Source organism: Marinactinospora endophytica, assembly GCF_054780875.1.
Window position 1 is genome coordinate 144064 of record NZ_BAAGVM010000006.1, and the last position, 22363, is coordinate 166426.

Sequence of the window (22363 nt, forward strand, 5' to 3'; positions counted from 1 at the left end):
GGGACCGCGCGGCTTATGCCGGGCACGCGCAGTTCACGATACTTCGTGTCACTTTGAAAATCACATCAGAGTGATACAAATCAGTGAAACATCAGGGAAGACTCGACGGGATCTCAGGGATGCGCGTTCATGGAGCGGGTGGCGACGACAGGGAGGAGCTCCTCCTCCGGCTGCGCGAACTGCGGTTGCGCAGCGCCCGGCTGGCCATGCGCGACCGCTCCTTCTCCCTGCTCACCACGACACTGACGATCCAGCAGCTCAAGGCGCTGGTCCTGCTGGCGGTCGACGGCGAGATGGCGGCACACGAACTGGCCCGGGGCATCGGCGTGAGCGTCGCCACACTGACCGGTATCGTGGATCGGATGGTCGCCCGCGGCCTGGTGCACCGGCGCGAGGACCCCGACGACCGGCGGGTGCGCCGCATCGGTCTGACCGGGAAGGGGCAGGAGCTCATCGACGAGTTGTGGAACGTCGGCGAGCGCGGTAGCGAGATCGCGATGGCCCGGCTCGACACCGAGACGTTGAACGGGCTGGTCAAGGGGCTGGAGGCGCTATGCGAGGCGATCGAGGCGGAGCAGTGCGATGACCACGGGACCCGTGACCGGGGCTGAGGACGTCCCGCGCGACCGCGCTCTCTCCGACGCCGACACGGCCGAGCTCATCGACGACGTCGACGCCCTCGGGGGCTTCTTCTCGCTGTCGACCACCCTCCCCGACACGCCGGACCTGTACTCCTTCGCCCGGCTGTACGCGACGCCGGCCCTGGTGGACGCCCGCATCGAGACGGTTCGGCGCAGGCACGAACCCGCCGAGGCGCGTGTGGCGGCCTCGATCATGTTCCTGGGCCTGGCCGCCCGTCTCGTCTCCCCCGCCCTGGCCGCGGCCTGCCGGGGAGCCCTGGTGGAGCTTCCGGCCACGTCGCTGTACCGGTGCGGGTCGCAGACGGGACCGGAGCGACTCCACCTGGCCGAAGCCCGCGCCACGGTCTTGGACCCGTCCGACCCCGCCACCGCCGCCGCGGGACTGCGTCGCACGGTCGTCGAGGAGCACCTGCGCCCCCTCGTGGCCGCGGTGCGCGGGCGAGTGCGGGTGGCCGAGCGGTTGCTGTGGGGCAACGCCGCCTCGGCCGTGGGGGGCGCGGTGTGGATGCTGTCCCGCCGCTGGCCCCGCCAGGCCGACACGGCCGAGGCCATCGCCGACGCCCTGATCGGGTCGGGACCGATGGCCGGACTCGGCACCGTCGAACACCCGTTTCCCGCCCGGCCCGAGCGCTTCTTCGCCCGCCGTTCGTGCTGCCTGTTCTACCGGGCGCCGCGCGGTGACATGTGCGGGGACTGCTCCCTTCTCGACCGCGCCGAGCTGGCGGCGCGATGGCGCGCGGAGCTGGCGGCCTCCTGAGGGCGGCGTCGGGTTCAGCCGGCCCGCACCGGGGTGGACTCCCCCGGGGGGACGTGGTCCTGGGCGACCCCCCAGACCACGTTGAGCAGGTCCTCCAGGGCGTGCGTGAGCGAGGCGTCGACCAGTTCGTAGCTGACCTGCCGACCGCGCGCGGTGGCGGCCACGAGACCGCACTCGCGTAGACAGGCGAGGTGGTTGGAGACGTTCTGTCGGGTCAGTCCGAGGTGTTCGGCGAGCTTGGCGGGGTAGCTGGGTCCGTCCAGGAGCGCCAGCAGGAGCCGGCAGCGCGTGGGGTCGGCCAGGGCCCGTCCGAGGCGGTGGAGCGCGGAGAGGCGTTGCTCGGTGGTCAACATGAAAATCATTGTACATTGTTTGCTGTATAGACAGTCTTGGCTGTATAAACAGAGAGTGTCCCCGTCCACCGGGACCGGCACACGCGCCCACCGGCCGTCCAACGACACGAGGAGGTCCCATGGGCCATGGCCACGACCACGGCCATCGAACCGCCGCGGCAGCCCATCGAGGGCGACTCGCCATCGTCTTGGGACTGACCCTGGCCGTGATGGTCGTCCAGATCCTCGGCGGTCTCGCCTCGGGCAGTCTGGCCCTGTTGGCCGACGCCGGTCACATGGCCGCCGACTCCTTCGGCATCGTGCTGGCGCTGTTCGCCGTCTGGATCGCGGGACGCCCCTCCTGCGCGAAGCGGACGTTCGGCTTCCAACGGGCCGAGATCCTGGCCGCCGCCTGCAACGCGCTCCTGCTGTTCGGGCTGTGCGCCTACATCGCCTACGAGGCCGTCCAGCGCCTCTTCGCCCCCGAACCGGTCGTCGGCCCCACGGTCCTGGCGGTGGCGGCCGTGGGCCTCGCGGTCAACATCGTGGGGTTGTTCCTGCTGCGCGAGGGCCACTCCCACAGCCTCAACCTGCGCGGCGCCTACCTTGAGGTGCTCAGCGACACGCTGTCCTCGCTCGGCGTCATCGCGGCCGGCGCGATCGTATGGCTGACCGGCTGGGAACGCGCCGACTCCCTCGTCTCCCTGGGGATCGCGGTGTTCATCGTGCCGCGGGCCTGGAGCCTGTTGCGCGAGGCGACCCACATCCTCCTTGAGGCCACCCCGCGCGACATGGACCTCGACGAGGTGCGCGACCATCTGCTGCGCCAGCCCGGGGTGCTCGGTGTGCACGACCTGCACGCCTGGACCATCACCTCGGGCGTTCCGGTGATGTCGGCGCACGTGGTGGTCGAGGACGAGCGGCTCGGCGACTCCGGCCGGATGCTGGACGAGTTGCACGCCTGCCTGTCCGGGCACTTCGACGTGGAGCACTCCACGCTGCAACTGGAGCCGGCCGGACACGCCGACCACGAGGGCGCGCGACACAGGTGATGTGATTCACACGCCGGCGCGCTCCCGCTCGCGGTCGGGGGCTCCCCCGCCTCCGGCTCGACACCAGGACCTCGCACGTTTGGACAAACCGGGCAGCGCGCTGGCATAGTGCCCGAGGGGATCCGGCATCCGTCGGAACAGGTTCCGGATCGGACCTGCACCCCACGGGTGTGCCGGGAAGTCTGGTCGGCGAACGTTTTTGGTGTACCGACTCCCAGGGGGCGTGAGCATGACCAGGACAGACGGCACGAACCGACTCGCCTCGTGGCTGCGCAAGGACGTGGTCTCGGGCAGCATCCTCATCGCCGGCGCCGTCATCGCGCTGATCTGGGCCAACTCCCCGCTCGAACCCGCCTACGAGGCGATCCGGACGTTCTCCTTCGGCCCCGAGTCACTGCACCTGCACCTCTCGGTCGAGGCGTGGGCCGCCGACGGCCTGCTGGCGATCTTCTTCTTCATCGTCGGCAACGAGCTCAAGCAGGAGTTCGTCAACGGCGAGCTGCGCAACCCGCGGCGGGCGATGCTGCCGATCATCGCCGCGTTGTGCGGGATGGTGGTCCCCGCGCTGATCTACGCGGTGATCAACATGTCGCGCGGGGCCGAGGCGCTGCACGGCTGGGGCATCCCGATGGCCACCGACATCGCCTTCGCCGTCGCGATCCTCGCCGTCATCGGCCGTTACCTGCCGCCGGCGCTGCGCACCTTCCTGCTGACCCTGGCGATCGTCGACGACCTCGGCGCGATCATCGTCATCGCGATCTTCTACACCGCCGATCTCGCCTTCCTGCCCCTGTTCGGCGCCTTCGCGCTGCTCGCCGTGTTCGGTTACCTCCAGCGGGGCCGGGGAATCGCCGCGGCGCTGGACCGCTCGGCGCTGCCCAACTGGGTCGTCTACGTTCCGCTGGCCTTCGCCATCTGGGCCCTGATGCACGCCAGTGGCGTGCACGCCACGATCGCCGGTGTCGCGATGGGCATGCTCATGCGCACCCGCAAGCTGCCCGGCGAGGAGCACGACCCGAGTCACCGCGCCGAACACCTGCTGCGCCCCTGGTCGTCGGCCATCGCCCTGCCGATCTTCTCGCTGATGTCGGCCGGCGTCGTCTTCGACGGCCTGGGCAGCCTGTTCACCGACACCGTCGCCCTGGGCGTCATCGCGGGTCTGGTGGGCGGCAAGTTCGTCGGCATCTTCGGCGGTTCCTGGATCACCACCAAGATCACCAGCGCCGAGCTGAACCCCTCGCTGAAGTGGATCGACATCGCCGGCATGTCGCTGCTGGCCGGGATCGGCTTCACCGTCTCGCTGCTGATCAGCGAGCTGTCCTTCGCCGCCAACCCGGTCGAGCTGGCCCACGCCAAGGGCGGTGTGCTCATCGCCTCCCTCATCGCCACGGTGCTCGCCGCGGCCGTGCTCGGCTCGCGCAGCCGCCATTACCGCAAGCTCGGGCTGGCTCCGGTCCGCACCGACACCGCCGGTGGCAGCATCGACTGAGCCGGTTCCGATCGGCTGCGCCCGGCCCGCCGGATGCCTGTCATCAACACCGCAGGTCGATTGGCCCGGAACGCCCGACAGCGCTACCGTCGATCCCTGGAAGGGCCGCCTCGGCGGCTGTCGGACACGAGGTAGCGGACGTAGAGATGCTGGGGAGCCTGCGCGGGGCGCGCAGCAGGATCGTGCGGTTGCTGCACCGGGAGCGCGCCTTCCCCGGTTTTGCGCACTCCCCGGGGAAGGGGAACCTCTGGCGGCGCCCCGCCCGGCTCTTCGTTCTCGCCTTCGCGACCGTCGACCTCCTCGGAACGGTCCTGCTCCTGCTGCCGGCGGCGCACGCCGACGGTGAGGGGGCGCGGTTCACCGAGGCGTTCTTCACCTCGACCTCGGCCCTGTGCGTGGCCGGGCTCGCGATCGTGGACACCGGCGGCCACTGGTCCGTGTTCGGCGAACTCGTCATCCTGGGTCTGATCCAGGTGGGCGGGCTGGGCATCATGACCCTCGCCTCGCTGCTCGGCATCGTCGTCATCCGCAGGTTCGGGTTGCGCATGCAGTTGAGCGTGCAGACCGAGACGCGCAGCCTCAACGTGGGCGAGGTCAGGGGGATCGCCGGACGGGTCCTCAAACTCGCCCTGGTGTGCGAGGTGCTGGTCGCGTTGGTGCTGGTGCCGCGCATGTGGCTGAGTTACGACATGACGCTGCCCGAGGCGATCTACAGCGGCGTCTTCCACGCCGTGTCGGCCTTCAACAACGCCGGGTTGTCGCTGTACGGCGACAGCCTCACCAGGTTCGTCTCCGATCCGATCATCCTCGTCCCGATCGCGCTGGCCACGATGTTCGGCGGGCTGGGTTTCCCCGTGCTCCTGGAGCTGCGCCGCAGGTTCACCGCGCCACGTCAGTGGACACTGCACACCAAGATGACCGTCTACACCAGCGGCGCCCTCTTCGCCATCGGCATGGTCGTGGTGACGGCGCTGGAGTGGTCCAACCCCGCCACGTTGGGGACGATGGACACCCTCCACCGGTTGCTGGCGGGCGCGTTCCACGGTGTCATGCCGCGCAGCGGCGGTCTCAACGTGGTCGATGTGGGCGCCATGGAGGACTCGACGCTGTTCGTCACGATCATGCTCATGTTCGTCGGCGGTGGCAGCGCGGGCACCTCGGGCGGGATCAAGGTGACCACGTTCGCGGTGATCCTCCTCGTGGTGTGGGCCGAGGTGCGCGGCCACCCGCACGTCCACGCCTTCGGGCGGCGGCTGTCCTCCAGCGCCATCCGTCAGGCCCTGAGCCTGACCTTCCTGTCGATGACGGTGGTGGCCACGGCGACCGTCTACCTGCTCATCACGACCGATTTCGCCATGGAGCAGATCCTGTTCGAGGTGGTCTCGGCGTCCGCGGTGGTGGGACTGTCCACGGGGATCACGCCCGATCTGCCGGAACACGCCCAGCTCATGCTGGCGATGCTGATGTTCGCCGGCCGGGTCGGGCCCATCACGTTCGCCTCGGCTCTGGCGCTGCGGGAGCGCACCCGCCGCTACGACCTGGCCGAGGCACGGCCCATCATCGGGTGAGAACGCACGGAGGAGAGCCAGTGCAGCACAACAAGACCCACGACAAACGGGTGCTCGTCATCGGGCTGGGCCGCTTCGGCAGCTCCCTGGCCCTGGAGTTGGTCACCCACGGGTGGGAGGTGCTCGGCATGGACAGCAACCCCCGACTCGTCCAGGCCTACGCCGACTCCCTGACCCACACCGTCGTCGCCGACTCCACCGACGACGAGGCCCTGCGCCAGGTCGGGGCGCAGGAGTTCTCCCGGGCCGTCGTGGCGATCGGCACCCATCTGGAGGAGAGCATCCTCACGACCTCGCTCCTCGTGGACATGGGGGTGCCCAACATCTGGGCGAAGGCCATCAGCCGCCGGCACGGCCGCATCCTCCAGCAGATCGGCGCGCACCATGTCGTGCTGCCCGAGCACGACATGGGCGAGCGCGTGGCTCACCTGGTGTCGGGCCGGATGCTCGACTACGTCGAGATCGAGGAGGACTTCGCGCTCGGCAAGACCCGCGCGCCCCGCGAGATCCTCGGGCGCAAGCTCGGCGAGAGCGGGATCCGCGCCACCCACGGCATCACGGTGGTGTGCATCAAGCGGCACGGCGAGCAGTTCACCTACGCGACGGCCGAGACGGTGCCGCAGAAGGGCGACATCATCATCGTCGCCGGCAAGACCGACCGGGTGGAGCGCTTCGCCGAGCTGACCTAGATGTAGTGACCACGAGCGTTGTCGACGCTGAGTGGCAAGGGGCCGGGACCGACGACACTGCGCGCTCGGTCGGAACGCTCCCCGGGGTCCCGGGGAGCAGCGGTCAGCGCAGAGAGCCGGGAGGCCGGATCCCTTCTGTCCGTGCGCGTCCACCCGTCGGGCGAAGGCGTTCCCGAACGCGGTCGTGACGATCCGCGCCACCGGCCGGACGGTACCGTGGTCCGCGCCCGGCTGCGATAGCGCGGCGCAGACCGCCGCGCACACCACGGCGGGTCCGGGCCCGGGCCGCACCGATCGATCCGCAAGCCGATGATCACAACGCCGTTTCCGGAGATGACCTCGTCGAAGCCGTCCGCGGTCAGCTCGACGTCGCTCATGAGTGCCACTCCTGATATGTGCCGAGGTGGTGGGCTGTGCCGGGAGCCGCGCGGCCGTCGGGCCCACCACGGTGTCGCGGCGTGCCCGACGGTCCCCACACCGTCTGCGGGACAGGTCCTGCGGGGTCAGCGGGCGGCGGCGTTCTCCGCGGCCCCGACCTCCGGGACCGCCGCGTCGTCGGCCTGGCGGGGCGCGGTGTTCTTCGGACCGCGCAGGGCGACGTAGGCGAGCAGTGCGGCCATGACGGCGGCGCCGGCCCACATGGCCTGCTGCCAGCCGTCGACGAAGGACTGCTGCGCGGCGTGGATCAGGTCCTGGGCGTGGGCGCCGGTCGTGGACGCTACCTCGATGGCGTTGGCGATGCCTTCGCGGGCGGTGTCCGCGGCGCCCATGGGAACGCCGTCGAGCCTGCCGTCGATGGTGCTGCGGTAGCCGCCCGCCAGGAGCGCGCCGAGCATGGCGACCCCCAGGGCGGTGCCGAGCTCGCGGGTGACATCGTTGAGCGCGGAGGCGACCCCCTGCCTGGCACGGGGGAGCGAGTTGGTGATGGCCTCGGTGGAGGGGGTCATCGACAGGCCCATACCGATCCCCATGGCGAGCATGCCGGCCAGGATGGACAGGTAGCCGCCGTCAACGGACACGAACAGCGCCATCAGTACCAGGCCGAGAGTGACCAGGGCGACGCCCACGGTCATGGTGGAGCGGGCGCCGATCTTGGTGGCCATCTTCGGGGCCAGGCCCGAGGTCACCATCATCATGACGGCCATGGGCATCATCGCCACGGTCGACAGCAGCCCGGACCAGCCCAGCACGGCCTGGAAGAACGGGAAGAGCACGACGGCGATACCGGCCTGGACACCGAAGACGACCAGCAGTGTGATCGAGCCGCTGGCCAGACCGCGCTCACGGAACAGGCGCACATCCAGCAGCGAGGCATCACCGCGGTGCAGCTCCCAGACCACGAAGGCGATAGCGGCGACTACGCCGACGGCCAGGCCGACCAGGGTGAGAGGGTCGCTCCAGCCGACCTCGGCCCCCTCGTGCAGGACGAAGATGAAACCGATCACGGCGATGGTGGAGACCAGCGCGCCGATGGTGTCGAAGGAATGGGGGGAGCGTTCGCGGGAGTCGGGCACCGTCTTCAGCGTCATCGCCAATGCGACGACGGCCAGTACCACGGGCAGCACGAACAGCCACCGCCAGTCGGCGACGTCGAGCAGCAGAGCGGAGAGGAACATGCCCAGGATGCCACCGCCTCCGGCGACACCGGTCCATACACCGATCGCCTTGCCCCGTTTCTCTTCGGGGAAGGTGGAGGTGATGACGGCCAGCGTGATCGGCATGATCATGGCGGCGCTGATACCGGCCGCCGCACGGGCGCCGATCATCACCGTGGCCGAGGGGGCCAGGCCGGCGGCGACGCTGGCGGTAGCGAAGATGATCAGACCGGTGATCAGCATGGGCTTGCGGCCCAGCCGGTCACCGATCGCTCCGAGGGGCAGCAGCAGGGCGGCCAGGGCGAGCGTGTAGATGTTGATGATCCACAGAACGGTGGTCTGGGAGGCACCCCATTCGACCGCCATGTGGGTCTGGGCGACGTTCAGCCCGGACACCGAGGCGATGACGGCCATCAGCGCGATCGAGACGGTGATCAGGATCGCGCGCAGCTGACGCGCATCCGGCGCGTCCCCATTGCTCACTGGCGCGGCCGCCTGGGGAGGCTGATCAGTACTCATGGTTTCCTTTCGAAGGGGCATGCGGAAGCAGCGCCGGGACAGGCCGGTCGCCACGTTGGTGAGGTAGGGACTTCCGCACCGCGCGGACCGTTGGACCGCGGTCCGCGCGGTTCTTCAGCGGCGGGGGCTCATGCGTCAGCCGGTGGCCTTCTGTGCGGCGGCGAGCGCGGCGTCAGTGTCCGCGGTGGCCAGCAGGGCGTTGATGTGGGAGCCGGCCAGGGCCCCGGCCGCGGCGGAGGCGCCGACTTGGGCGGTGAGGTCGGTGGCGTTGCCGGCCACCCACACGCCCGGGATCTCGGTGGCGCCGGCCAGGGTGGAGGCGAAACGGCGGCCCGTGTTGCCGGGCAGGTCCTCCATCGGCAGTTTCAGACCCTCCACGCCCTCGGTACGGGCCTGCATCTGCGTGGCCACGGCCAGAATCCGCCGTGCCACGAAGGTGCCGTCGGTCAGGCGGACGCCGGCGAGGGCGCCCTGTTCGTCGACGACCTCCTTGACGTCGGTCTCGATGATGCGGATGTCGCGGGCGGCGAAGCGGGCGCGAGTGTCCGCGTCCAGCTCGGTACCGCGAGTGAAGAAGACGAGGTCATCCGTCAACTGGCGGAACAGCCAGGCGTGATGGACGGAGGCGGGGCCGGTGGCGAGGATACCGATGGACTCGTCGCGGACCTCCCAGCCGTGGCAGTAGGGGCAATGCACCACGCTGTGGCCCCAGTGCCCGGCCAGGCCGGGCACCTCGGGCAGCACGTCCCGCAGGCCGGTGGCCACCAGCACCCGGCGTGCCCTCAGCATGCGACCGTCGGCCAGGGTGATGGTGAACCGTAGGTCGCCGTCTGCTGAGGGGGCGGCGGGTTCGGCCGTGGCCACTTCCCCGAAGACGATCCGGCCGCCGTATTCGCGTACCTGCCGGCGTCCGAGCTTGAGAATCTCGGCGGGTGGGGTGCCGTCGAGGACAATGAATCCGTGCATGGCCGTGGCGGGTGCGTTGCGCGGGGTGCCGCTGTCGACCACGACGACCGAGCGGCGCGAGCGTGCCAGGATCAGCGCGCCGTTCAGGCCCGCGGCGCCGCCGCCGATCACCACCACATCCACGGTCTCGGTGGGCAGCGCGTCGCTCTCGTAGCGGGACGTCTGCGCAGACATGTCACACCCTTTCGTCGTCCGTGGTCCCCTGTGCCGGACCTCCGGTACACGACGTTAAATCCGCCTTGCATCGAGGGCATACCATGTTGCTTATGACGCAAGAAGATGGACAGCTGGACAGCCTCGTACGCAAACGGATCCGCGCCCTGCGCGTCGCGCAGGGCTGGTCCCTGGAGGAACTGGCCACCCGCGCCAACCTCAGCCAGTCCTCACTCAGCCGCATCGAGAACGGTCAGCGGCGCCTCGCCCTGGACCAGCTGGTCACTCTCGCCCGCGCCCTGGACACCACGTTGGACCAGCTCGTAGAGAACGCCGCCGACGATGTCGTCATCAGTCCGATGATCGATGGCACCCACGGCGTGATGCGGTGGCCGATCATGGGCGACCCCGGCATGAGTGTGATGCGTCAGCGGATGACCGACCCGCCACCCGACAATCCCGCCCGCATGCGCGCCCACCCCGGCCGTGAATGGCTGGTGGTGCTGTCCGGCACCGCCATCCTGATGCTCGGTCACCGGCGCTTTCGCGTCGAGACCAACCAGGCCGCCGAGTTTCCCACCATGATGCCGCACGCCATCGGCTCCGCTGGCGGACCGTGCGAGATCATGGGCATCTTCGACCGTGACGCCCGCCGCGGCCACCACAAGGACGTCGACGGACCCGGAGCCGGCTGAGGCGGCCCCGGGTCCCGGTGAACAACAGGCCGCCGCCGCACCCGCCCCCGACCTGACGGGTGATCTTGCGCGGGAGGCAGCACTTCACGCCACCTTATTGCGCATTCCGCAAATAGTCATGCCGCAGGCGCATGACAGGCTTACGGTGTCGCTATGACCCGAACACACCAGCACGCCCCCCGCCCCGGCGAAGGAAGCCACCAGCCCGGCCATGGTCATGACGGCCACCAGGAGCATGGTGATGCCGGCCAGGCGGAGATCCTCGACCTGGATGCCGAGGTGCTCGCCGAGCACGTGGAGTCCATCACCGCCTGGCTGCCGCTGAACAACGAGCCGCGCCAGATCGTGGATCTGGGCTGTGGCACGGGAGCGGGAACCTTCGCGCTCCTCACACGCTTCCCCGACTCGCACGTCACGGCCGTCGACCTCTCGGCCGGGCACCTCCAGATCCTGCGCGAGAAGGCACGCGACCGCGGTGTCGAGCGGCGCGTACGTACCGTGCAGGCCGACCTCGACAGCGACCACTGGCCCGACCTCGGTACCCCGGACCTGGTGTGGGCCTCCGCCTCGATGCACCACATGGCCGACCCCGACCGCGCCCTGGCCCGCGTCCACGATCTGCTCGCTCCTGGCGGCCTGTTCGCCGTCGTCGAGCTGGACGGCTTTCCCCGCTTTCTGCCCGCGGACGCCCCCGAAAGCCGGCCCGGTCTCGAAGAGCGCGTCCACGCCGCGGCCGACGGCCTCCACGCCGAGCGCGTCCCGCACCGCGGCGCCAACTGGGGCCCGATGCTGTCCGCCGCGGGGTTCACCATTGCGGACGAGCGCACCTTCACCATCAACATCGAAGGCGAGCGCAGCGAAGCGATCGGCCGCTACGCCTACCGCGGCCTGCAGCGCATCCGCGGTGCCGTCGCCCCCGCGCTCAGCCCCGAGGACCGCGCCGCCCTCGACGATCTCCTCGACACCGACAGCCCGAACAGCATCCTGCGCCGCGACGACCTGGCGGTACGCACCGAGCGCACCGTCTGGGCCGCACGCCGCGCCTGACATCCGGCGCACCCCATGGTCGCCTGCCGGGTGCCCGTTCACTCGCCCGGCGACCACCGCCTGCGCGCCGTCGCGCGTCTCGTCGCGCTGAGCGGCCATGCCCGCGCATCGCCACCGCCGCGCTCCCCACGGCGCGAAGAAGAGGAAATGGAGCACCTTCATGACCGCACCGCATATCCCCGCCGACTACGAAGCCTGGCGCCGGGGCCGGTGGGAGGAGATCGCCGGAGCCAACGGCAAGGGAAAGGTCGTCGCCAATGCCAAGATCACCGATCCGGGCCCTCACACGCTTCCCGGCATCCCCGGCGAGTGGCGCACCACCGAAGCAGGAGACCTGACCGTGACGGCCAAGGCCGCCGACGGCGTGAAGGTGGCCGGCCACCTGGTCGATGGAACGAGTCCCGTCCCCTCTGGCAGCTCCCTGGAATTCCCCGACAACCGGGTCGGCCTCGCAGGCGGCGCGAACGGCTCCTATGGGCTGGTCGTCACGGACCACGACCGCCTTGAGCGCACCGGCCTCAAGGGCATCGACACCTTCCCCTACAACCCCGTCTGGGTCTTCGAGGGCCGGTACCGGGCAGCTCCTGAAGGGCGCCGCATCGAGGTGCCGCGGCTGACCAGCCCGCGCAGCACCGAAGCCATCCTGGCCCCCGTCGACCTGGCCGTGACCATCGACGGCGCCGAATACGTCCTGGCCGTCCTCCAGGACTTCCCCGGCCAGCGCCTGGTGATCTTCACCGACGAGACCAACGGCGAATCGACGCCGACGATCGGCCGCTGGCTGGTGCTACCGCTGCTGGAACCCGGCAGCACCGTGACCGTCGACTTCAACAAGGCCACGCTCTCGCACCACCACCTGAACCCGGACGTGTTCGTCTGTCCGCTCTCGCCACCGGGCAACCACCTGCCGATGCGCATCGAGGCCGGCGAGCGCGCCCTGATCCACGCCACCGCCGACCAGGGCTGATACGCCCCCCCTGCCAGGACCCACCGACCCACGTGAAGGAAGACCCGCATGAGCCAGGACCTGAAGGACAGAGCCGTCACCTACCTCCGCGCGCTGGAGAACCGCGACTGGAAGGCCGCCCGAGCCCTGTGCGCCGAGACCGCCACCGTCTGGCACAACGACGGCAAGGGTGAGCAGTCCATCGAGGAGAACATCGCCGGAATGGAGGGGCAGATCGAATCCATCGAGTCGATGCGCTACAGCATCCTGCGCCAGCTCTCCCAGCCGGGCGAAGTCCTCCAGCAGCACGTGGTCCATGTCGCCACCACCAGCGGCATGCGCGGCGAGGTCCACGCCGCCGTCTACTTCGGCTTCGACGATGCTGGACGGATCACCCGCATCGAGGAGTACGCCAACTTCATCCCCGTGGATGGCCGGAGCTGACGCCGGCAGTCGGTACCGGTCCCCTCGCCGTCACGGCGCACGGTCCGTGCCGGCGAGGGGACGCTGCCGGTCAAGCGCGGCGGCGCCATGACCTCGAAGGGCGGCCTCACGCTCCGCCGAAGCGGCCCGGTCCCAACCGTTCCGGATCCAGGCCCTGGTCGAGGATGTCGGCGGGGACGGGGGCGCCCAGCAGCAGGGCGGCGCCCAGACGCGCCGCGGCCGGAGCCGTCTGGATGCCGTACCCACCCTGCCCCGCGCACCAGAAGAACCCCGGGACGGCCGGGTCGTGGCCGATGACCGGAACCCGGTCGGGGGCGAAGGTGCGCAGTCCCGCCCAGGCCGTGTGGATCGCGCGCAGTCCCAGCGTGGTCGCCGCGTTGACCCGTTCCAGCGCGAGGGCCACGTCGACGTCCTCGGGGCGGGCGTCGGAGGGCTCCGTGGGGGTCTCGTCGGCGGGAGAGAGGAGCACTCCCACCCCTTCCGGCCGGAAGTAGAACGTCTCATCCGCGTCGACGACCATCGGCCAGGAGGGGTCGATCCCCACGGCGCCGGGACGCGCCAGGGCGGCGGTGCGGCGGAGCGGGGTCAGGCCGAGTGGGCTGGCACCGCAGCGTCGGGCCACGTCGTCGGCCCAGGCCCCGGCGGCGTCGACGATCACGTCGGCGCGCAGGCGCGTGCCCCCGCAGTCCACCTCCCAGCGCCCGGCGACGCGCTCTGCGCTCTGCAGACCCGTCCCGGAGCGCACCCGGCCGCCGAGGGCGCGCAACCGCCGCAGGTAGTGGGCGTGCAGGGCCGCGACGTCGATGTCGCGGGCGTCGGGCTCGACGGCGGTGTGCAGGCCGTCGGGGCGGAGCACCGGGCACAGCCGCAGCGCGTCCGCGGGGTCGAGGGGGCGCAGTCCCGGCGTGGAGGCGACGGCGGCGTCGAGCTTTTCCCGCCCCTGTGAGTCGGTGATCCACAGGACGGGCCGTGGCCGCAACAACGGGGCCTCGGTCTCGGCCTCCTCGTAGTCGCGGCGGCCGGCGCGGGTGAGGGCCCGGATCTCCGCGCCCCCGTAGCTCTCGGAGAACATCGCGGCGGAGCGGCCCGTGGCGTGCCGGGCGAGTTCGGTTTCGCGTTCCAGCAGGACGACGCGGCGCCGGGCGGCGAGTTCCGCGGCTATGGAGACACCGGCGATGCCGCCCCCGACGACGATGACGTCGGTGTCGGGTTCGGAGCCGGACGAGCTGGTGGCCATGGCCGTCAGCCTCGCACATGGGCGCCGCTCCCTTCCCGGCGCCCCACGGGGTAGCACAATACTCCCAAATTGACAACCATTTTCATTCTCCGCATGATGGACGCATGCGATCGGGGATGATGACCAAGGTGGCGGCCGCGGGGGCGGCCGGGCTGGTGGCCGTGGCCGCGGCGGGATGCGGCGGGGCCACCGAAGAGGCCGACGGCGTGAGCGTCGTCACCGGCGTCTACCCCCTGGAGTGGCTGGCCTCCCAGGTCGGGGGCGAGGCGGTCACCGTCACCAACCTCACCGAACCCGGCGCGGAACCGCACGACCTGGAACTCAGCCCACGCCAGATCGGTGTCATCAGCGACGCCGATGTCGCCCTCTACATCCAGGGCATGCAGCCCGCGGTGGACGACGCCGTCGCCCAGCAGGCCGCGGACTCCGCCCTGGACGTCGCACAGGTCGTCGAACTGCGTGAGGTCCCGTCCGCGGACGGCGGCGGGACGGACCCGCACATGTGGCTGGACCCCCAGCGCATGGCCGAGGTCGCCGGCAGCCTCGGCGAACGCCTGGCCGAGATCGACCCCGACGGGGCCGCGGCCTACCGCGCCAACGCGCAGCGGGTCGCCGACGAGCTCGGCACCCTTGAGGCGGAGTACACCGAGCGCCTGGACGACTGCGAGACGCGCAACTTCGTGGTCAGTCACGCCGCCTTCGGCTACCTCGCCGACAAGTACGACCTGAACCAGATCGGCATCACCGGCATCGAGCCCGACAGCGAGCCCTCCCCCGCCCGCATGGCCGAGGTCGCCGAGACCGTCCGTGAGCAGGGGGTCACCACGATCTTCACCGAGACCCTGGTCAGCCCGGCGGTGGCCGAGACCGTGGCCGAGGAGACCGGCGCGCGGACCGCGGTGCTGGACCCGCTCGAAGGGATCACCGACGCCTCGCCCGGCGACGACTACCCCTCGGTGATGCGCGCCAACCTCGACACGCTGGCCGAAGCCCTGTCCTGCTCCTGACCTGTATCGGTCCTGTCCCGTCGGAACATCCGGCGGGACTTTTTCATGCAATTTCCTGAGCGAGATTGCACAGCCTTACACGTCGCCTACACGAGACCGTCCTCTCGGGTTCTTCTCATGCACGTGCGCTATCCTGTTCAAAGTACGGTGCTAATGCACGTGCATCAGAGAGTGCATAAGCACACGGCACGGAATCGGCCCGCACAAGCGAAACGAGGGATCTCCATGAGCGCCTACAACGGCATCCCCGCGACCGAACTCCAGGACGTGACGTGGCAGAAGAGCCGGCGCAGCAACTCCCGCGGCAACTGCGTGGAGATGGCCCGGCTGTCCAACGGATCGATCGCCGTGCGCAACTCCCGCTTCCCTGACGGGCCCGCGCTGGTCTACACCCAGGCCGAGATCGACGCGCTGATCCTGGGCGCCAAGGACGGCGACTTCGACAACCTGCTCAGCTAGGTCCCACCCCGACAGACATCGCCAACGGCACCGCGGCCGTGAGAGCCCCACCCCTTCCGAGTGGGGCTCTTCTGCTGTCCGGGCCCGCCGCCTACCAGACTGTCAGGCCGTGCCGGAGGGAAGGTCGTCGATCATCCGCTCCAGCATTCTGGGGGTGTGGTTCGGCGGCTCCGCCGCCACGCTCAGCCGCTCCATGGCCATCGTGTAGGCGTCCACGTCATCGCGCTTGTCCAGATAGAGCGCCCCGGTGAGCTGCTCGATGTAGACGACGTCGGCCAGGTCGTACTCGGGATAACGCAGGATCGTGAACGAGCCGGCCTCGGCCGCGTGCGCCCCCACGCTGAAGGGGATGATCTGGAGCGTGATGTTGGGATAGCCGCACAGCTCGATCAGCCGGCGGAGCTGGCCGCGCATGACCTCGCTGTTACCGACCGGCCGACGGACCGCGGCCTCGTCCACGATCGCCCACAGTTTGACGTTCTCGTTCTCGATGATGCGCCGCTGCCGGCGCATCCGGACCGCGATCCGGTTCTCGTCCTCGGGATCGGGCTTCTTCTTGCCGCCGGCGATGATGGCGCGGGCGTAGTCCTCGGTCTGGAGCAGACCCGGCAGGAACTGGGCCTCATAGGTCCGGATCCGGGTCGCCGCCTCCTCAAGGCCGACGTAGGACTGGAACCAGGTCGGCAGGGCGTCACCGTAACGCTGCCACCAGCCGGGCTTGTTGGACTCCTTGGCCAGTTTGAGGAGCGGCTCGCGGTCCCTGTCCTCGGTGATCCCGTAGAGGGTCAGCAGGTCTTCGACGTCGCGGAGCTTGAAACCGACCCGTCCCAGCTCCAGACGGCTGATCTTGGACTCGGAGCCACGGATCTTGTAGCCCGCGTCGGCGCGCGTGATGCCCTTGGCCTCGCGCAGTTTGCGCAACTGGTAGCCGAGCAGGATCCGGCGTACGGTCGGGCCACTATCCGGCTCCGGTTGGGCCACGCTCACCGCTACTGCCTCCCCACCTACGGTTCCGCACCGGCGCGTCCCCTCCCCTGAGGATCGTCTCGTTCGCGCCGTGCAACGGTTTACACGATATAGCGGGCAGCACAGCTCACTCGGCAGGCGGTGCCGAGACACCACACACTGGGACGAAGAGGGTCATCCGCCGCATCCCATGTCCCGGCTGGGCACCGAGGACCTTCGAGCGGGTGTGTCAGGTGAACAACGCCCAGACGAACTTGCCTCCTGAGGCGACGGGAACACTACCCCAACTGCGGCTGAAGCAGGAGACGAGGTGGAGTCCCCGCCCGGTCTCCGCCAGGAAATCGGGCTCGCGCTGGGCCGGGAGACGGTCGCTGCCGTCACGGACGGCGCAGACCAGTTCGCCTCCCCGGCGCAACATCGCCAACTGGATCACGTTCTCATAACCGGGGGCGGCGGGCGTCATCGCCTGGGCGTGGCGCAGGGCGTTGGTGACGAGTTCGGAGACGACCAGTTCCACGTCGCCGGAGAGCCGGGCCATGCTCCACTCGCGAAGGACGGCCATGGCGAGCTCACGCGCGGCGTGCACCGAGCCCGAACCGCGGCTGAGGGTCCAGGAGGCGCTGTCGTGGCTGGCGTGACCGGGACGGGTGTCCCATCGAAACGTTCCGTTACGCAGGGACGGAAGCCACCAAGGCTGCGGAGAGTCGGCTTCGAGGACGGCCTCAAGGACGACTGGGTGCATCCGGTCCCATCCCGCCGCCCGTCCTGTCGGTTGCTGGGGTGAATGTCCGGTCACCGCGATCCCCTTGGAGTCGACTCGATCGCACGTATGCCTTGGCGCGCGAACGCCAGTATTTCCCGAGGCTTATGCAGATGCAAGGTCCAGATGCACGTGCAGGCGCCTCTTGCACCCCATCCTAGGACATCGTCCCCGGGAGAACAGTTGAAGCCTGGACAAAACCGAGAGGATTAAGCACTCATATGGGATTTAAGGTGCTTAATCGGCGATTCTGAACCTGGGCTTTCCCGCCTCATGTTCGCCTCCGAGGCGGGACCCATCCCGGGGCGCCCGCGCTCGCCCGGCTCCGGCGACAGACCGCGCGCCGATTACCTTCGCCGTCACCCGGGTAGGCCGCCGAGAAGACGCCGCCACGGCGGTTTCGGCCCCTCGGCGCCCACCCGCCTCCCCCACGGCCCACCCTTCCCAAGGAGACGACGATGGACCACCGGCGACCGCCGGCTCCCTCCCGTGGCCCCCTCGGCGTCACGGTGGTGGCGGGAGCCGCCAGTGGGGTCGTACTGGCCCTGACACCCGCCGTCCTCCTGGCCACGCTCCCCGCCTCCTGGAGCAGGGCGGCCCCGCTCCTGGGCGTGATCCTGTTGTGCGCGGCGATCACCCTGGTGATCGTGCGCCCCGCTCCCGGGGTCACCGCGGCCGGCTGGGGGTACCTGGGGGTACATCGCCTGCTTCGGCGTCCAGCTCCTGTTCGTCATCGTCGCGGTCACCGGAGCCGTCCTGCTCGGCGGCTCGCTGCTGCTGTGGAGCGGGACGGGATGAGCCCGCCCCGCGCGCGGGGCCGACCGCCCGCGGTGGGACCGTTCGACCTCTCCCCCAGGCTCACCCCAGGGAATCGACGCCGTAGAAGTCGACGGCGTTACGCGAGAGCGCGCATTCGGCCTCGTGTTCGGTGAGCGCGGCGGTGAGCAGCGACACGTCGCTGTCGACGAAGGGCCGGGCCGCCCCGGTCGAGGGAAGGTCGGTGCCGAACATCAACGCGCTGGGGTTGATCCCGGCGATGGTCCGCACGACGGCGGGAACGTCGAGGTCGCCGCGGCCGAATCCGGTCGCCTTGACCCGGGCTCCCGAGGCGACGAGGTCGAACAGCGCCGGCAGCCCCTCCTCGGCCAGTCCGAGGTGGTCCACGCTGATCCTGCGCAGCGGCGCCAGGTGAGTGGACAGGCCGCCGAGCTCGCGGGAGTCGACGCGCAGCTCCGCGGGCCAGCCGAGGAGGTCCGCGGCCCGCAACGCGAGTTGGACGAGGCCGTCCACATCGACGGCGCCCCGCCTGCGCAGGTCGAGACGGAGCGCGCGGACCCCCGCCGAGTGCAGGTCGCGCAACTCCGAATCGGGGGTGTCGGGTTCCAGCATGGCCACCCCGACGAACCCGCCGCCGAGTTCACGCAGGGCGTTGACGAGGCCGGCGCGGGCCCGGGGATGGGAGGATCCGGCGACGACCGCGCCGCCCACGACCCCCAGCGCCGCGACACGCGAGCGGTAGTCGGCGACCGTGAACGGCCGTGGGGGATCCTCGTCGTCCCCGGGCCACGGTGGGGACTTCGGGTCGATGATGTGCAGGTGGGCGTCGAACAACGCCTTCGCCTCTCCGAAGGGACGGGGGAGCGCGCGAGAACGGCGGCCACGCCGACGCGAACCCGCCCCTCCACGTTAGCGTCCAGCCCCGCGCCGGGGGCGGCGCGCCGATCTCGGACGCGCCCGGCCGCCACCACCACACCCCACATACCACCCGGTCGGTATGAAGTGGATAGGATCGGTCCAGCGTGTTCCAGACCACACCGACTGGAGGAAACCCCATGGCCCAGACTCCCCGCGTCGCGATCGTCACCGGGGCGGCCCGCGGCATCGGCGCCGCGACCGCCCGCCGCCTCGCCGCCGAGGGCCACTCCGTCGCCGTCGTCGACCTCAAGGAGGGCGACGCCGAGGCCACGGCGACGGCGATCACCTCCGAGGGCGGCACCGCGATCGCGGTGGGCGCCGATGTCAGCGACTCCGACCAGGTGTCGGCGGCGGTCGCGCAGATCGCCGAGCGTCTCGGCCCGCCCGCGATCCTCGTCAACAACGCCGGGGTCATCCGCGACAACCTGCTGTTCAAGATGTCCGACGACGACTGGGACACCGTCATGGGCGTGCACCTGCGCGGCTCCTTCCTCATGAGCCGGGCCGCCCAGGCCCACATGACCCGGCAGGGCTGGGGCCGCATCGTCAACCTGTCCAGCAGCTCCGCGCTGGGCAACCGCGGCCAGGCCAACTACTCCGCCGCGAAGGCCGGCCTCCAGGGCTTCACCAAGACCCTCGCCATCGAGCTCGGCAAGTTCGGTGTCACCGCCAACGCGGTCGCCCCGGGCTTCATCGCCACCGACATGACGCGGGCGACCGCGCAACGTGTCGGCATGGACTTCGAGGAGTTCACCAAGGCCGCGGCGGCCGGAATCCCGGTCCGCCGGGTGGGGCAGCCCGAGGACATCGCCGCCACCATCGCCTTCCTCACCAGTGAGGAGGCCGGGTTCGTGTCCGGCCAGGTCATCTACGTGGCCGGCGGACCGCTCGACTGACCCGCGGGCGGCGGGAGCGCCGCGGACCGCCTCGTGTCCCCACTTCCTGTCCACCGCTTCACGGAGGCTCCATGACAACGGCTCCAACCGGCGGCGTCCCCGACACCGCCGCCCTGCGGGCACGGGTCGCCGACTTCGTCGCCGCCCACGATCCCGCCACCACCGACCCGATCGAGTTCCTGGCCGCCCGCTTCGACGCCGGTCTGGCCTGGGTGCACTTCCCCGAAGGGCTCGGCGGGCTCGGCGCGCCCCGCGCCCTCCAGGCGGTCGTCGACGAGGAGTTCGCCCGGCTGGGCGCGGCTCCGAGTGGCCGTGAGGCCCTGGTCATCGGGTTGGGCATGGCGGCGCCCACGATCCTCGCCTTCGGCACCCCGGAGCAGCAGGAGCGCTTCCTCAAGCCGCTGTACACCGGCGAGGAGATCTGGTGCCAGCTCTTCAGCGAACCGGGGGCCGGCTCCGATCTGGCCGCCCTGGGCACCCGCGCCGTCCGCGACGGCGACACGTGGGTGGTCAACGGGCAGAAGGTGTGGACCTCGCTCGCCCACCGCGCCCGCTGGGCGATCCTGGTCACCCGGACCGATCCCGACGTGCCCAAGCACCGCGGCATGACCTACTTCGTCTGCGACATGACCGCTCCGGGCGTGGAGGTGCGGCCCCTGCGCCAGATCACCGGCGAGGCGGAGTTCAACGAGGTCTACCTCACCGACGTGCGCATCCCCGACTCCCATCGGCTGGGCGAGGTCGGTGACGGCTGGCGGGTCGCCCAGACCACGCTGATGAACGAGCGGGTGTCCATCGGGGGCGGGGCCGAACCCCGCGAGGGCGGACTCATCGGCCTGGTCGCCGGGATCTGGCGGGACCGTCCCGAACTGCGCACTCCGGGCCTGCACGACGCGCTGCTGCGCCTGTGGGTCGAGGCCGAGGCCGCCCGGCTGACCAAGGAGCGGCTGCGCCAGCAGCTCGCCGTGGGACAGCCCGGCCCCGAGGGGTCGGCGGCGAAGCTGTCCTTCGCCCGGCTCAACCAGGAGATCTCCGGGCTGGAGCTGGAGCTGCTGGGTGGCGAGGGGCTGACCTACGACGACTGGACGTTCCGCCGTCCCGACGGGGTCGACCTCGCCAAACGTGTCCCCGGCTTCCACTATCTGCGCTCGAAGGGGAACTCGATCGAGGGCGGCACCTCCGAGATCCTGCGCAACATCATCGCCGAACGGGTGCTGGGCCTACCCGGGGAGATCAGGGTGGACAAGGACGTCGCGTGGAAGGACCTGCCGAAGTGAGCAACGACCCGGACCTGCTCTACAGCGACGTCGAGGAGGAGCTGCGCGCCAGCGTGCGCTCCCTGCTCGCCGACAGGTGCGGCTGGGACAGGGTCCTGGCCCGCGTGGAGTCCGACGAGGTCACCGACCTCGCCCTGTGGCGTTCCCTCGCCGACCTGGGCGTGGCCGGCCTGGCGATCCCCGAGGAGGCGGGCGGCGCGGGGGCGACGTTGCGGGAGAGCGCGGTGGTCGCCGAGGAGCTCGGCCGCGCCGTGGCGCCGCTCCCCTTCCTGGGCAGCGCGGTGCTCGCGACGGGAACCCTGCTGGCCCTGGACGGGCGGGCCGACTCCCCCCTCGGGGAGGCGCTGGCCTCGCTGGCCTCCGGCGAGCGCACGGCGACCCTGCTGATCCCCCTGGCGACCGCGCCCGACGCGGGGTTCCCGGAGGGGGTGCGCGTCGAAGAGGGACGGCTGAGCGGCCGCGTGGGCGGCGTCGTCGACGCCTCGACCGCCGACCTGCTCGTCGTGCCGGCGGCCGGCTCCGAGGGGCCGGCGCTGTACCTCGTCGAGGCGGGCGAGGCGACGGTCACCACGGTGGTCTCCCTCGACCTGACCCGTCCCCTGGCCGACGTGGAGCTGGCCGGCGCCTCCGGACGTCTGCTGGCGACCGGCGAACAGGCCGAATCGGCCGTGCGCCGAGGACTGGTGACGGGCGCCGCGCTGCTGGCCGCCGAGCAGCTGGGATGCGCGGAGTGGGCCCTGTCCACCACCGTGGAGTACCTGAAGACCCGGCACCAGTTCGGCCGTCCGCTCGGTTCCTTCCAGGCGCTCAAGCACCGCCTCGCCGACCTGTGGGTGTCGATCTCGCAGGCCCGGGCCGTGGTCCGCAACGCGGCGAGCGCGGTCGCCTCCGACGACCCGGAGGCCCCGCTGGCCGCCGCGCTGGCCCAGGCGTTCGTCTCGGGGGTGGCGGTCACGGCCGCCGAGGAGGCGGTACAGCTCCACGGGGGGATCGGCTTCACCTGGGAGCACCCCGCGCACCTGTACCTGAAGCGGGCCAAGAGCTGTTCGATCGCCCTGGGGACGGCCGACCGGCACCGGCTGACCATCGCCAGGCTGGTGGACCTGCCGGCGGCGCGGTGATCTTCGGGCCCGGGGAGGGCGGAGCCGCCCTCCCCGGGCCGATGAGCGGCGC

Annotated in this window: 22 protein-coding genes; 15 read left to right on the forward strand and 7 right to left on the reverse strand. The window is 70.6% G+C overall.

Translation table 11 applies throughout. From position 1 onward, the window contains the following. The first annotated feature begins 119 nt into the window (after positions 1 to 119). Both ACYVHU_RS13550 and ACYVHU_RS13555 read left to right on the forward strand, forming a co-directional pair. Positions 120 to 611: a MarR family winged helix-turn-helix transcriptional regulator gene (locus ACYVHU_RS13550; RefSeq protein WP_078762190.1), complete on the forward strand. Its 492-nt coding sequence runs from the start codon at positions 120 to 122 to the stop codon at positions 609 to 611. Then, complete coding sequence (locus tag ACYVHU_RS13555) at positions 583 to 1398, forward strand: (2Fe-2S)-binding protein (RefSeq protein WP_078762191.1); 816 nt, start codon at positions 583 to 585, stop codon at positions 1396 to 1398. The genes ACYVHU_RS13550 and ACYVHU_RS13555 overlap by 29 nt, the downstream gene beginning before the upstream one ends. A gap of 14 nt (positions 1399 to 1412) precedes the next feature. Here the strand turns inward: ACYVHU_RS13555 and cmtR are convergent, their stop codons facing one another. After that, positions 1413 to 1760, reverse strand: a complete 348-nt coding sequence (cmtR, locus tag ACYVHU_RS13560) for a Cd(II)/Pb(II)-sensing metalloregulatory transcriptional regulator CmtR (protein ID WP_078762192.1) — start codon at positions 1758 to 1760, stop codon at positions 1413 to 1415. Positions 1761 to 1870: 110 nt separating this feature from the next. On the opposite strand from cmtR, the gene ACYVHU_RS13565 reads away from it, so the two are divergent. From ACYVHU_RS13565 to ACYVHU_RS13580, 4 genes are all read left to right on the forward strand, one after another. Then, positions 1871 to 2782 (forward strand): cation diffusion facilitator family transporter, encoded by a 912-nt coding sequence (locus ACYVHU_RS13565; RefSeq protein ID WP_078762193.1) that lies wholly within the window; start codon positions 1871 to 1873, stop codon positions 2780 to 2782. Positions 2783 to 3011: 229 nt separating this feature from the next. After that, entirely contained in the window at positions 3012 to 4271 is a 1260-nt protein-coding gene (gene nhaA / locus ACYVHU_RS13570; RefSeq protein ID WP_078762353.1) for a Na+/H+ antiporter NhaA, read from the forward strand. Positions 4272 to 4417: 146 nt separating this feature from the next. Then, a complete protein-coding gene (locus ACYVHU_RS13575; RefSeq protein WP_078762194.1) occupies positions 4418 to 5839 on the forward strand; it encodes a TrkH family potassium uptake protein in 1422 nt (473 codons plus the stop codon). Positions 5840 to 5859: 20 nt separating this feature from the next. Beyond that, entirely contained in the window at positions 5860 to 6528 is a 669-nt protein-coding gene (locus ACYVHU_RS13580; protein WP_078762195.1) for a potassium channel family protein, read from the forward strand. 503 nt (positions 6529 to 7031) lie between these two features. Here the strand turns inward: ACYVHU_RS13580 and ACYVHU_RS13585 are convergent. After that, positions 7032 to 8642, reverse strand: a complete 1611-nt coding sequence (locus ACYVHU_RS13585) for an MFS transporter (protein ID WP_498948674.1) — start codon at positions 8640 to 8642, stop codon at positions 7032 to 7034. Between the two features lie 135 nt (positions 8643 to 8777). Beyond that, a complete protein-coding gene (locus ACYVHU_RS13590; RefSeq protein ID WP_078762196.1) occupies positions 8778 to 9782 on the reverse strand; it encodes an NAD(P)/FAD-dependent oxidoreductase in 1005 nt (334 codons plus the stop codon). Between the two features lie 92 nt (positions 9783 to 9874). On the opposite strand from ACYVHU_RS13590, the gene ACYVHU_RS13595 reads away from it, so the two are divergent. The 4 genes from ACYVHU_RS13595 to ACYVHU_RS13610 all read left to right on the forward strand — a co-directional run bounded on the left by ACYVHU_RS13595 (position 9875) and on the right by ACYVHU_RS13610 (position 12893). Then, on the forward strand, positions 9875 to 10456 hold the full coding sequence (locus ACYVHU_RS13595) for an XRE family transcriptional regulator (protein ID WP_200813648.1): 582 nt from the start codon (positions 9875 to 9877) through the stop codon (positions 10454 to 10456). A 153-nt stretch (positions 10457 to 10609) separates the two neighbouring features. Further along, a complete protein-coding gene (locus ACYVHU_RS13600) occupies positions 10610 to 11503 on the forward strand; it encodes a class I SAM-dependent methyltransferase (RefSeq protein WP_078762198.1) in 894 nt (297 codons plus the stop codon). 160 nt (positions 11504 to 11663) lie between these two features. Continuing rightward, positions 11664 to 12470 (forward strand): DUF1684 domain-containing protein, encoded by an 807-nt coding sequence (locus ACYVHU_RS13605; protein ID WP_498948676.1) that lies wholly within the window; start codon positions 11664 to 11666, stop codon positions 12468 to 12470. 48 nt (positions 12471 to 12518) lie between these two features. Further along, on the forward strand, positions 12519 to 12893 hold the full coding sequence (locus tag ACYVHU_RS13610) for a nuclear transport factor 2 family protein (RefSeq protein WP_078762200.1): 375 nt from the start codon (positions 12519 to 12521) through the stop codon (positions 12891 to 12893). A gap of 106 nt (positions 12894 to 12999) precedes the next feature. On the opposite strand, the gene ACYVHU_RS13615 is transcribed toward ACYVHU_RS13610, so the two are convergent. Beyond that, positions 13000 to 14130: an NAD(P)/FAD-dependent oxidoreductase gene (locus ACYVHU_RS13615; protein ID WP_498948677.1), complete on the reverse strand. Its 1131-nt coding sequence runs from the start codon at positions 14128 to 14130 to the stop codon at positions 13000 to 13002. A 104-nt stretch (positions 14131 to 14234) separates the two neighbouring features. Here ACYVHU_RS13615 and ACYVHU_RS13620 point away from each other — a divergent pair, with 104 nt between their 5' ends. After that, positions 14235 to 15137 (forward strand): metal ABC transporter substrate-binding protein, encoded by a 903-nt coding sequence (locus tag ACYVHU_RS13620; protein ID WP_078762202.1) that lies wholly within the window; start codon positions 14235 to 14237, stop codon positions 15135 to 15137. Positions 15138 to 15362: 225 nt separating this feature from the next. After that, on the forward strand, positions 15363 to 15596 hold the full coding sequence (locus ACYVHU_RS13625) for a DUF397 domain-containing protein (RefSeq protein WP_078762203.1): 234 nt from the start codon (positions 15363 to 15365) through the stop codon (positions 15594 to 15596). 102 nt (positions 15597 to 15698) lie between these two features. On the opposite strand, the gene ACYVHU_RS13630 is transcribed toward ACYVHU_RS13625, so the two are convergent. From ACYVHU_RS13630 to ACYVHU_RS13640, 3 genes are all read right to left on the reverse strand, one after another. Beyond that, positions 15699 to 16583, reverse strand: coding sequence for a Sco1979 family transcriptional regulator (locus tag ACYVHU_RS13630; RefSeq protein ID WP_078762204.1), 885 nt, complete (start codon positions 16581 to 16583; stop codon positions 15699 to 15701). Positions 16584 to 16791: 208 nt separating this feature from the next. After that, positions 16792 to 17304, reverse strand: coding sequence for an ATP-binding protein (locus ACYVHU_RS13635; RefSeq protein WP_078762205.1), 513 nt, complete (start codon positions 17302 to 17304; stop codon positions 16792 to 16794). An 876-nt stretch (positions 17305 to 18180) separates the two neighbouring features. Beyond that, the gene (locus tag ACYVHU_RS13640) at positions 18181 to 18933 is read right to left on the reverse strand and encodes an amidohydrolase family protein (protein ID WP_432939084.1); all 753 of its coding nucleotides are present in this window, start codon (positions 18931 to 18933) and stop codon (positions 18181 to 18183) included. A 221-nt stretch (positions 18934 to 19154) separates the two neighbouring features. Here ACYVHU_RS13640 and fabG point away from each other — a divergent pair, with 221 nt between their 5' ends. The 3 genes from fabG to ACYVHU_RS13655 all read left to right on the forward strand — a co-directional run bounded on the left by fabG (position 19155) and on the right by ACYVHU_RS13655 (position 22311). Continuing rightward, entirely contained in the window at positions 19155 to 19913 is a 759-nt protein-coding gene (gene fabG / locus ACYVHU_RS13645) for a 3-oxoacyl-ACP reductase FabG (protein ID WP_078762208.1), read from the forward strand. A gap of 71 nt (positions 19914 to 19984) precedes the next feature. After that, positions 19985 to 21190, forward strand: a complete 1206-nt coding sequence (locus ACYVHU_RS13650) for an acyl-CoA dehydrogenase family protein (protein ID WP_498948679.1) — start codon at positions 19985 to 19987, stop codon at positions 21188 to 21190. Further along, positions 21187 to 22311, forward strand: coding sequence for an acyl-CoA dehydrogenase family protein (locus ACYVHU_RS13655; RefSeq protein WP_078762210.1), 1125 nt, complete (start codon positions 21187 to 21189; stop codon positions 22309 to 22311). The genes ACYVHU_RS13650 and ACYVHU_RS13655 overlap by 4 nt, the downstream gene beginning before the upstream one ends. Positions 22312 to 22363: the final 52 nt, after the last annotated feature.

Excerpts from the sequence above, each read along its gene's own strand:
- ACYVHU_RS13615 (WP_498948677.1), bottom strand. The coding sequence starts at position 14,130 with ATGGCCACCAGCTCGTCCGGCTCCGAACCCGACACCGACGTCATCGTC.
- ACYVHU_RS13635 (WP_078762205.1), bottom strand. The coding sequence starts at position 17,304 with ATGCACCCAGTCGTCCTTGAGGCCGTCCTCGAAGCCGACTCTCCGCAG.
- ACYVHU_RS13565 (WP_078762193.1), top strand. The coding sequence starts at position 1,871 with ATGGGCCATGGCCACGACCACGGCCATCGAACCGCCGCGGCAGCCCAT.
- ACYVHU_RS13555 (WP_078762191.1), top strand. The coding sequence starts at position 583 with ATGACCACGGGACCCGTGACCGGGGCTGAGGACGTCCCGCGCGACCGC.
- fabG (WP_078762208.1), top strand. The coding sequence starts at position 19,155 with ATGGCCCAGACTCCCCGCGTCGCGATCGTCACCGGGGCGGCCCGCGGC.
- cmtR (WP_078762192.1), bottom strand. The coding sequence starts at position 1,760 with ATGATTTTCATGTTGACCACCGAGCAACGCCTCTCCGCGCTCCACCGC.
- ACYVHU_RS13585 (WP_498948674.1), bottom strand. The coding sequence starts at position 8,642 with ATGAGTACTGATCAGCCTCCCCAGGCGGCCGCGCCAGTGAGCAATGGG.
- ACYVHU_RS13625 (WP_078762203.1), top strand. The coding sequence starts at position 15,363 with ATGAGCGCCTACAACGGCATCCCCGCGACCGAACTCCAGGACGTGACG.
- ACYVHU_RS13600 (WP_078762198.1), top strand. The coding sequence starts at position 10,610 with ATGACCCGAACACACCAGCACGCCCCCCGCCCCGGCGAAGGAAGCCAC.
- ACYVHU_RS13610 (WP_078762200.1), top strand. The coding sequence starts at position 12,519 with ATGAGCCAGGACCTGAAGGACAGAGCCGTCACCTACCTCCGCGCGCTG.
- ACYVHU_RS13590 (WP_078762196.1), bottom strand. The coding sequence starts at position 9,782 with ATGTCTGCGCAGACGTCCCGCTACGAGAGCGACGCGCTGCCCACCGAG.
- ACYVHU_RS13605 (WP_498948676.1), top strand. The coding sequence starts at position 11,664 with ATGACCGCACCGCATATCCCCGCCGACTACGAAGCCTGGCGCCGGGGC.
- nhaA (WP_078762353.1), top strand. The coding sequence starts at position 3,012 with ATGACCAGGACAGACGGCACGAACCGACTCGCCTCGTGGCTGCGCAAG.
- ACYVHU_RS13595 (WP_200813648.1), top strand. The coding sequence starts at position 9,875 with ATGACGCAAGAAGATGGACAGCTGGACAGCCTCGTACGCAAACGGATC.
- ACYVHU_RS13620 (WP_078762202.1), top strand. The coding sequence starts at position 14,235 with ATGCGATCGGGGATGATGACCAAGGTGGCGGCCGCGGGGGCGGCCGGG.
- ACYVHU_RS13650 (WP_498948679.1), top strand. The coding sequence starts at position 19,985 with ATGACAACGGCTCCAACCGGCGGCGTCCCCGACACCGCCGCCCTGCGG.
- ACYVHU_RS13575 (WP_078762194.1), top strand. The coding sequence starts at position 4,418 with ATGCTGGGGAGCCTGCGCGGGGCGCGCAGCAGGATCGTGCGGTTGCTG.
- ACYVHU_RS13550 (WP_078762190.1), top strand. The coding sequence starts at position 120 with ATGCGCGTTCATGGAGCGGGTGGCGACGACAGGGAGGAGCTCCTCCTC.